General features: G+C 42.6%; 9 protein-coding genes. All 9 read right to left on the bottom strand.

Translation table 11 applies throughout. The annotated features are described in order from the left end of the window. Nucleotides 1-204: 204 nt before the first annotated feature. The 9 genes from HT688_RS05950 to HT688_RS05910 all read right to left on the bottom strand — a co-directional run bounded on the left by HT688_RS05950 (nucleotide 205) and on the right by HT688_RS05910 (nucleotide 9,127). The gene (locus tag HT688_RS05950; protein WP_001283900.1) at nucleotides 205-870 is read right to left on the bottom strand and encodes a potassium channel family protein; all 666 of its coding nucleotides are present in this window, start codon (nucleotides 868-870) and stop codon (nucleotides 205-207) included. Between the two features lie 13 nt (nucleotides 871-883). After that, a complete protein-coding gene (locus tag HT688_RS05945; RefSeq protein ID WP_000897723.1) occupies nucleotides 884-2,263 on the bottom strand; it encodes a TrkH family potassium uptake protein in 1,380 nt (459 codons plus the stop codon). Between the two features lie 213 nt (nucleotides 2,264-2,476). Then, a complete protein-coding gene (locus tag HT688_RS05940) occupies nucleotides 2,477-3,241 on the bottom strand; it encodes a nucleoside phosphorylase (RefSeq protein WP_000614982.1) in 765 nt (254 codons plus the stop codon). 140 nt (nucleotides 3,242-3,381) lie between these two features. Next, on the bottom strand, nucleotides 3,382-4,236 hold the full coding sequence (locus tag HT688_RS05935; RefSeq protein WP_000220708.1) for a VOC family protein: 855 nt from the start codon (nucleotides 4,234-4,236) through the stop codon (nucleotides 3,382-3,384). A gap of 200 nt (nucleotides 4,237-4,436) precedes the next feature. Continuing rightward, nucleotides 4,437-5,474 carry an aldose epimerase family protein gene (locus HT688_RS05930; RefSeq protein ID WP_000649432.1) on the bottom strand — a complete coding sequence of 346 codons (1,038 nt, stop codon included), beginning with the start codon at nucleotides 5,472-5,474 and terminating at the stop codon, nucleotides 4,437-4,439. Between the two features lie 115 nt (nucleotides 5,475-5,589). Continuing rightward, nucleotides 5,590-6,756, bottom strand: coding sequence for an SIS domain-containing protein (locus HT688_RS05925; RefSeq protein WP_000903556.1), 1,167 nt, complete (start codon nucleotides 6,754-6,756; stop codon nucleotides 5,590-5,592). A 252-nt stretch (nucleotides 6,757-7,008) separates the two neighbouring features. Next, the gene (locus HT688_RS05920) at nucleotides 7,009-7,413 is read right to left on the bottom strand and encodes a PTS sugar transporter subunit IIA (RefSeq protein WP_007284837.1); all 405 of its coding nucleotides are present in this window, start codon (nucleotides 7,411-7,413) and stop codon (nucleotides 7,009-7,011) included. 6 nt (nucleotides 7,414-7,419) lie between these two features. Further along, entirely contained in the window at nucleotides 7,420-8,235 is an 816-nt protein-coding gene (locus HT688_RS05915) for a PTS system mannose/fructose/sorbose family transporter subunit IID (RefSeq protein WP_000185300.1), read from the bottom strand. Further along, nucleotides 8,222-9,127, bottom strand: a complete 906-nt coding sequence (locus HT688_RS05910) for a PTS mannose/fructose/sorbose/N-acetylgalactosamine transporter subunit IIC (RefSeq protein ID WP_000617007.1) — start codon at nucleotides 9,125-9,127, stop codon at nucleotides 8,222-8,224. Before HT688_RS05910 ends, HT688_RS05915 begins: the two co-directional genes overlap by 14 nt. Between the last annotated feature and the right edge of the window lie 10 nt (nucleotides 9,128-9,137).

Here is a 9,137-nt window from a genome sequence, read left to right as displayed (position 1 = left end):
TAAGACTGACGAAGTCAGTTACCTATACCTACGGCAAGGTGACGTTGACGTGGTTTAAATTTGACTTTCGAAGAGTATTACTCTCTCTTGTCACTGCTTTCTATTCTACCATAAAGTCCAGCCTTTGAAGAACTTTTACTAGAATACAAGGCTTCTGTCTCTATTTACCATCTTAAGCATCAAAAAAGAGGGAAGCTCCCTCTTTTACAAATTCAATGCTGCTAGGGTATCCAAATACTGGTTGTTGATGACCGCCAAAATATAGGTATCTGCCTTCAAGAGGTCATCTGGTCCAAATTCAACATCCAATGGGGAATTTTCCTGCTCTCGGAAGCCCAAAATATTCAGATTATATTTGTCACGGAGGTCTAATTTACTCAGACTTTGACCTGCCCAAGACTGAGGAATTTTCATCTCCACAATAGAGACATTTTTATCCAACTGAAAGACACCAACACTATTATGGAAAAGAATGGTATGTGCTAGAGACTGCCCCATTTCATACTCTGGCGAGACAACCGAGTCAGCTCCAATCTTTTCTAGCACTTTCTTAGCAGTCTGACTTTTGACCTTAGCAATAACAGTCGGTACCCCCAAACTCTTACAGTGCATAACCGCAAGCACACTCGACTCCAGATTTCCACCTGTCGCGACGACAACGGTATCGCAGGTATCAATCCCTGCTGATCTCAATAATTCTTCATCTGTGATGTCACCAATCACTCCACGCGCCAAAACTGGCTCAAACTGATTGATGCGCTCTGCGTGGTCATCAATAGCGATAATATTCATATCCTGCTTGGCTAGGGCAGCTAGGACACTGCTCCCAAAAATTCCCAATCCTAAAATTCCAATCGTACGATCTGACATTCTCTTTCCTTTCTTAACCAATACTAATATCTGCTTTCATATAGTGAATCATATCTTTCTTTTCTGGATGGTAATCTGCCAAGCTAACAAACAAGGTCAAGGGACCAATTCGTCCCATAAACATAAGTGGCATGATAACACTGAGAGCCAATTTCCCAAGATCAGAAGTCAAATTTGCCGTTACACCAACTGTACTAAGAGCTGAAATGGTTTCAAATATGAGGTGGATAAAGGGAGGATTGCCTTTGGCTGTCATCCCTAGCAGAATCAATCCTACCAAGAAGCTCATCAAAAAGATAATAAAGACACTAAAGGATTTTTGAACCGTTCGCGGCGCAATCGTTCGTCTCGCAACATTGGCATGAGGCAAGCCCAAAAGCTCACTTCGCGCAAAGACCAAGAGGACAAAAAATGTCGTAATCTTGAGCCCCCCAGCCGTTCCCCCAGGTGCCCCACCTAGAAACATCTGTAAGATATAAATCAAAAGAGTCACAGGATGAGCCTGAGTATAATCTATCGTAGAAAAGCCTGCTGTTCGCATCGTCACTGTTTGAAAAAAGCTAACTAAAACCTTATCGGCAACAGGGAGATTGCCAATCGTTCCAGCATTGTTCCACTCAAGAAAGAGAGTAGTTGCCGTTCCAAATAACAACAAACCTAGAGTCAATAATAGTACAAGCTTCGTATGAAAGTGCAGGCGCCCTTTTTTCTTTCTTCCTACATGACCAGCCAAATCAAACCAGACCATAAAGCCAAAACCACCTGTAATAATTAAGCCTGCAATCACCAGATTGACCAGTAAATCGGTCTGAAAAGCAAATAAACTGGTGCTCCCCAAATTATCAAAACCTGCATTACAGAAGGCGGATATAGCTAGAAAAATGGAACTAAAAAGACCGCGCCCCCAGCCAAGTTGTGGAACAAAACGAAAACTGAGGAATAGAGCTCCCAAACCCTCAACTAGAAAAGTTGTGAGAAAAATAGAATGGACAAACTTTCTCAAAGATCGAGTTTCTCCATAACTAAAACTATCCTGAATAGTTGCACGGCTACGAAGACTAAGCTTTTGCTTGCTCTGGATATAGAAAACTCCAATAAAGGTCATGAGTCCTAGACCACCGATCTGAATCAAGAGCAAACAGATTATTTGACCCCAGATATTATATGTGTGAGCTACTGGAAGGGTTGAAAGACCTGTCACACAGACTGCAGAGACAGCAGTGAAAAGATGATCAAAATAAGTCGCTCGTGAGCTTTCAACTTGGACAAAGGGCAAGCTCAAAAGAAGAGAGCCTAGTAAAATGACCAAGGCAAAACTCAAAAAAATACGACGGGCTGGCGATAAACGAGATAAGCCTAGCTCTATTTTTTCCTTAGATAATTTGAATAACATGTTTCCATTGTACCATAAAACAAAAGAAATATCTCAAATAGGAATGGACAAAACATCGCGTACGCTTATCCTAAAAAAGAGGTTATCCAAACTCGTCCATTTCTAGAAACGTCTAAAAACTACCGACTTCCTATTTTATTCGGCAAAAAATAATCATCAATCAAGCTTTTAAAGTTCTCCTTCACTAAGATAAGAAACTGCCGAGAAAAGCGACTAAAGTTGCACAACACTTGCTAAACTCAGTTCTAACGCCTTCTCAAAAGCTTCCGATCCCCAGTCACGACTATCGTACTGGTCCAAGTCTGCTAAGGAATCAGCTGTGAACAACAATTCTCCCCAGAGAACCCCTCGCAGTTGGGCTACTGCCACAAGCGCAGAACACTCCATCTCCACAACAGCACAGCCCTCTTCCTTACGATAAGCCACCTTTTCAGCCGTTTCTCGGTAAAAACCGTCTGTCGTCCAGGTCAGGACTTCTTCATAGGGAATCCCTCTGACTTCCAAAACTTGCTCAATGGCAGCAATAGCCTCTGGCTGCATTTCCATATAACGAGAAGGTGCCACATAGTGGTAACTGGCTCCTTCATCTCGCAGAGCGCGAACAGGGACTAGAAAGGCATTTTCCTCTATATCGGCTAGCACACCACAGGTACCTGTGGAAATAATCTGCTCCACACCATAGCCAATCAACCAATCCATAAACTGGGCTGCTGGAGCTGAACCAACAGGAGCCTGAGCCAGACAAATCTCCTCGCCTTTGTAGTTCACGACATAGACTGGATAGGTCTTGGTGGCTGAAACGAATTCGCCGACACAGTCCGCCCCTACTTCCCTCGCATAGCGGTCAATCTCTTCACCTAAAAATGCATAGACACATTTCTTGGGCAAGTGCAAGTCCAGCCCCTCGTGATTGGGCATGATAACCGCCTGAGGATTATCATCAAACTCTAAAATGGGAATCGCATGTTTCTGAATCATAACCCACCTCCTCTAATTTTGTACTATTGTATCAAAAACTGACAAAGTGTCAAGGAGGAAGCTGATGAACTGAGGAAAAGCTAATACTAGAATAAAAACCACTTTCTACAATTGATGCTCTGATTTTCATCACATCCTGTCTATCGAGCTAAGCAAATACGAGTCACAATTCCATCTGAGTCTGTGATTTCCAATTGGCTCGATGTCATCCATTTGATTGGTGCGTCAACTTCTTGTGCTCGTTGGGCAATCGTTAACAGTTCTTCTTTATGTGCGACTTCGATGACATAGTAGGCTAAACCTGGTAAGCCTTGCTTACGCGAATCCAGACCTTTTCCTCCCCATTCGTTAACTGCTAAATGATGATGGTAATCTCCAGCCGCAATCCAACTAGCGCTAGGCACACTGAATTTATCCTCTAGCCCTAACACCTTTTGATAAAACTGGCTGGACTTTCGACTATCCTTGACGGAAAGATGAATATGCCCCATTCTCGTACCTTCTGTCAAGATAAAGGGCTCTACTCTTTCCCCCAACTCATAAATGTCCTGCGCCGCAAGAGCCTCCGTCACTCCGATAATGCGTCCATCTTCTCGAATATCCCATGTGGAAACCGGCTTATCTCGATAGAGTTCAATGCCATTTCCCTCCAAATCTTCCAAGTAAATAGCTTCACTGTAACCATGGTCTGCACCGCCGACAAGAGGAATCTGTAAATCTGTCAGGTGTTTCAAGACATCAGCCAAAGCCTTGCGTGTGGGCAAGAGAATGGCCAAATGGTAAAGACCACAATGTTCCCTCACTTCTCCGCTCTCTTGTGCTTGAATCAGCTGTACCAAGACTTTTCCACCAAGGCCTAGAATGGACTCTGTCTCAGTTTGAGATAAGATTTCTAAACCAATAACTTGCTGATAAAAGGCTGTTTGACTGGCCAAATCCTTTACATTTAAAACTGTCTCTGCCAAATAAATGTGACTCTTGTATTCATAGGTCATAAATGGTCCTCTTTTCTCGTTGTAATTATTACAACTATTGTATAATTTCCATCAAGAAAGTCAAGCCAGATAACTCAAAAATAACACCATTTCAGGATAATATAAAGTAAATCATTTCATAATAAAACGCATATTATCAAACTTTTCATCACCTGACAATATGCGTTATTTTAATTTTAAAGACTTTTTGACCAGCTTTTTTATTTCACAACAAGTTCATAACGTGTCTTACTGGTGAAGGTTTGACCAGCTTTAAGAATGACTTGGTCTTTGAGGTCGCTGTGAATGGCATCTGGTAAAGCTTGCGCTTCAAGGGCAATCCCATTGTGCTGCACCATTGGCTGACCAGCCACAAGTACACTCTCATCCACAAAGTTTGCTGTGTAGACCACAAAGCAAGGAGTTTCTGTCTTGAAAAGCAGGAAGCGACCTGAATTTTGGTCATAAAGGAATCCAGCATTGTCATGGCCTACAGGAAGGGCAAATGGGTGATCCAAACCTGATGCCAGCTGGATTTGCTCATCTTCTTCTGCAAAGATATCCTTCAACAAGGCACCATTGTAGATGTGTTTGACCACATCACGGTTGGCTTCTGGAGTTTTGGCAGGAACACCATCGGGAGCGATTGGGTAAATACCCTCTGTATTTAGTTGGAAGACATGACGGTCAATCGTCTGCGTGAAATCACCAGACAAGTTGAAATAGCTGTGGTTGGTTGGATTGACCAGCGTATCCTGATCGGTCGTCACCTTGTAGCTGATTTTATAGGCACCAGTTTCTTCCAAGTGATAACTGATCCAAATCTTGAGATTTCCAGGGAACCCTCCTGTCCCATCTGTACGCTCTGTGTAGAGAGTCAAGCCATGATCGCTTACTTCTTCAACTTCAAACAAGCTGGAATCCCAACCAGTTGAACCACTGTGATTACAGTTGCTAGCATTATTAACCTCAAGGTCATAGGTCTTACCATTGAGCTCAAAGGTCGCACCTGCAATACGACCCGCTACAGGACCTACACTTGCTCCATGCTTGGGACTATTGCCTACATAACTATCAAAGTCATCAAATCCCAAGATAACATTGGCAAAATTTCCAGCCTTGTCAGGTGCGACATAGCGCAAGATGGTCGCACCATAAGTCATAACCTCAAGTTGGTAGCCACCGTCTGTCTCAAATCGATAGGCCAAGACATCCTCGCCCTCAACATTTCCAAATACACGCTCTGTGTATGCTTTCATTCTGTTCTCCTTTTACTATTTCTCTCAAGCAAACAAACCATAGAAAGCGTACTGACAATCTATGGTTTATCTGATAATTTACAAATCCTCTTGTCAAGAATTCATAAACACTGTCTTACTTTTGATATTCGTGAATTATGACACCTTGTACTACACGGTTTACTGTACCTGTAGGAGACGGTGTATCTGGTTTATTTTCTACCTTGAGTGAAGTCAATAGGGCAAAGAGTTGGGCATAAACGATGTAAGGGAAGACACGGTAAATATCATTCAAGACACCGCCACAACCAAGGGCCACTTCTTTGACATTTTCAAGACCAAAAGCTTGATCACTCAAAAGCACAACACGACGAGCAATCTGGTCACCAGCAACTTCACGAACCAAGTCCAAGTCGTACTTACGAGTGTAGTCTGTCGTTGTACCAAAGACCAAAACAACTGTATTTTCGTTGATAAGAGATTTTGGACCGTGACGGAAGCCAACTGGGCTTTCATACATGGTCGCAACTTGACCAGCAGTTAATTCCAAAATCTTGAGCTGAGCTTCATGAGCAAGTCCAAAGAAAGGACCAGCGCCTAGATAGATGACACGGTTAAAGTCTAAATCAACGAGCTCTTTGACATCTTCTGCCTTGTCTAAAACTTTACGGGCAAGACTAGATACAACTTCAAAACGTTCAGACTTAACAGCAAATTCTGTAGGATCAAAGACCAAGAGAGCTGTCAACATCATAGACGTAAAGCTAGAAGTCATGGCAAATCCAGCATCATTAGAGACAGCTGGTTGCAAGAGCAAGAGATTACGGTCATCACCGTGAGCTTGAAGAGCCAATTTACCATCTGCTGCACAAGTAATCGTCACTTGATAAAGCTCATCCACCAAGGATTTGGCCAAATCAACAGTCGCCACACTTTCAGGCGAGTTCCCACTACGAGCAAAAGACACAAGGACAGTTGCCACATCTTTTTTCAAATAGGTTGCTGGATTGGCAACGATATCTGTTGTCGCAATAGCATTGAAATTCCATTTGCGTTCGTCATAGACTTCCTTAAAGTAAGGTAGCAAGGTATCTCCCACATAAGCAGAAGTCCCAGCACCTGTCAAGATAACCTTAATATAGTCATGTTTATCAGCGATTTCTTGTAGGAAGGCTGCAATTTCTTCACGTTTTGCTTGGTAAAATTCAAAAGCTTCTCTCCATACATCAGGCTGTTGGTAGATTTCACGCGTAGTGATTTCTGCACCCAATTCGAGCAAGTCTTCTTTTGTATAATGTAGCATTGAGTTCCTCTTTTTCTATTAAATATGGGAATGGGAGTAAGCTCCATTCCCATGTATATTTTATATAAAATGCTCTAACGATTTTCACGTTGTCACATGAATTGAATCGAGTTCCAACTAAAATCTGTAGGAAACTAGCCGCAGGCTGCTCAAAGCACTGCTTTGAGGTTGCCGGATAAGACTGACGAAGTCAGTAACATATACCTACGGCAAGGCGACGTTGACGTAGTTTGAAGAGATTTTCGAAGAGTATTATTCATCTTCGTCATCATCGAAGCCCGCTAACAGGTCATTAACTTTCACAATACTTTCTGCAGCACGGCTCTTGTAGTCCGCATCTGCGCCTGTAAGGCTCGCATTGATAAATTCAATCACCATTGGAAGATTCATCCCTGCGTAAAGGTCAATATCACGACCTTCCATGATCAAGCGACTCACCACATTACAAGGTGTCCCACCGAGAAGATCCGCAAAGACTAGGAAATCATCCACCCCTTCAATAACAGCTTCAAATTTAGCAGTAAATTCTTCTGGGCCATCTTCTGGAAGAAGAGCTACTGTGTAAATGTTGTCTTGTGGGCCCATAATCATTTCTGTGCTACCTCTAAGCTCCTCACAGAAGCGACCATGGCTCACCAAAATTAATGATTTAGTCATAAGGAATTACATTCCAAGTGCAAAGTGACCAAGGGCAGAAAGAGTCAAAGCAAGTACGATAATAATACCGATAGCTTTAGTAGAGTTCATACCTTTCTTACCAAGCAACCAGAAGATAAAGGCAGTAAAGATTGCTGGAAGCAAACGTGGGAAGATTTGGTTCAAGATGTCTTGGAAATCAATCATCTTTTCACCGATTGGCAACTTGTAAGAAATTTCAAAGTTAATCACTGTTGCTACAAGAGCACCCATCATGAAGACACCAAGTACAGATGCAGCGTCAATCAAAGCTGTCAAGGTACTTTGCATGTTGTTGATAAGGTTAACCCCTTCTTTGTAAGCAAATTCCAACTGTTTCCAACGGAAGATGTCATACGCTACTGCAACTGCAATCCAAAGGAAGATCCCCCAAGGTTGGCCAGCGATAGCCATAGTTGCTGCGACTGACCCCATGATAGCAGGTACAAGTGAACCAAAGATTGTATCCCCAAGAGGAGCGAATGGTCCCATCAAACCTGTCTTGATACCGTTAACGGCGTCTTTTGAACCTACACCATCTTTTTCTTCCATGGCAAGGTCAAAACCAGCGATAATAGTATGGAAGAATGGTGAAGTATTGAAGAATTGAGTATGAACTTTCATCATTTCTTTCAATTCAGGAGTTCCATCCCCATACATTTTACGCAACTGAGGCAAGATCATGTAAAGGTAACCAGAAGCTTGCATACGTTCGTAGTTCCAACCTAATTGGAAAGTAAACAAGCTACGTTTGTTGATTTGATTAAAATCTTCTTTTGTTAGTTTGTAATTAGAATTCGTCATCTTCGATTTCCCCACTTTCTGATGGTGTAGAAGGTGCTGCTACAGCTACTTTTTGGCTATTTTTGAAGTGAAGCACTGCAAGGAAAATACCTACGATAGAGATACCAATCATAGACAATCCTTTGAAGTTGTTCACGAAACCAATTTTTTCAGCAACTTCAGCAGGAAGAGTACCTACGATACCAGCAACAGCGCCACCAAGACCTGTTACATATGAGTAAAGAACAGTCAACATAGCTGTCAAACCAAATCCCATAGCAAGGTAATGAAGGTTACGTTTAACTGGAAGGTAACGAAGCAAGATTGCAAATCCAAGACCTGGAAGCATACGTCCTGCGAGTGTCAAACCATCTGCAATCCATTGGTATTTTGTAACGAAGTCTACTACGCCTTGTACAAATTCACCACCAAAAGCAAGGGCAAAGAAGACTGGAAGGGCACGAGATAAAGCCCAAGGAATCGCACCAAGCAAGTAGTTGCGTTCAATACCTTTATAGTCAAAGCGTTCGATGGCAGCATCCACACGGTGAGCGAAGAAGGTAGTAGTCATACGACCAAGAACGTCGAAGTAAGTCAAGAGAGTTGCTACTGGTACAGCGATTGTAGTAATGGCAAGCGGTGCATCAATTCCTTGTGAAACAGAGAAGGCTGTCGCAAGAACCGCACCAGAAGTTGCGTCGATACGAGAAGCACCACCGAAGGTACCAACCCCAAGAACGAACAGTTGCAAGTTACCACCGATAAGCAAACCAGTAGTCACATCTCCCATGATTAAACCAGTAATGAAACCAGCAAATACAGGGGAACCTGCAGATGAAACGATCGTCAACTCATCACAGATTTGATAAGCTGAGTACAAAGTGAGAAGTAAAATTTGCCACCATTGTATCATAACAATGACC

The sequence above is a fragment of the Streptococcus sp. 1559 genome (assembly GCF_013276735.1).
Classification (GTDB): Bacteria; Bacillota; Bacilli; order Lactobacillales; family Streptococcaceae; genus Streptococcus; species Streptococcus pseudopneumoniae.
This window is presented reverse-complemented; position numbering and strand designations above follow the sequence as displayed.

Excerpts from the sequence above, each read along its gene's own strand:
- HT688_RS05925 (WP_000903556.1), bottom strand. The coding sequence starts at position 6,756 with ATGCTACATTATACAAAAGAAGACTTGCTCGAATTGGGTGCAGAAATC.
- HT688_RS05950 (WP_001283900.1), bottom strand. The coding sequence starts at position 870 with ATGTCAGATCGTACGATTGGAATTTTAGGATTGGGAATTTTTGGGAGC.
- HT688_RS05930 (WP_000649432.1), bottom strand. The coding sequence starts at position 5,474 with ATGAAAGCATACACAGAGCGTGTATTTGGAAATGTTGAGGGCGAGGAT.
- HT688_RS05935 (WP_000220708.1), bottom strand. The coding sequence starts at position 4,236 with ATGACCTATGAATACAAGAGTCACATTTATTTGGCAGAGACAGTTTTA.
- HT688_RS05945 (WP_000897723.1), bottom strand. The coding sequence starts at position 2,263 with ATGTTATTCAAATTATCTAAGGAAAAAATAGAGCTAGGCTTATCTCGT.
- HT688_RS05940 (WP_000614982.1), bottom strand. The coding sequence starts at position 3,241 with ATGATTCAGAAACATGCGATTCCCATTTTAGAGTTTGATGATAATCCT.
- HT688_RS05920 (WP_007284837.1), bottom strand. The coding sequence starts at position 7,413 with ATGACTAAATCATTAATTTTGGTGAGCCATGGTCGCTTCTGTGAGGAG.
- HT688_RS05915 (WP_000185300.1), bottom strand. The coding sequence starts at position 8,235 with ATGACGAATTCTAATTACAAACTAACAAAAGAAGATTTTAATCAAATC.
- HT688_RS05910 (WP_000617007.1), bottom strand. The coding sequence starts at position 9,127 with ATGATACAATGGTGGCAAATTTTACTTCTCACTTTGTACTCAGCTTAT.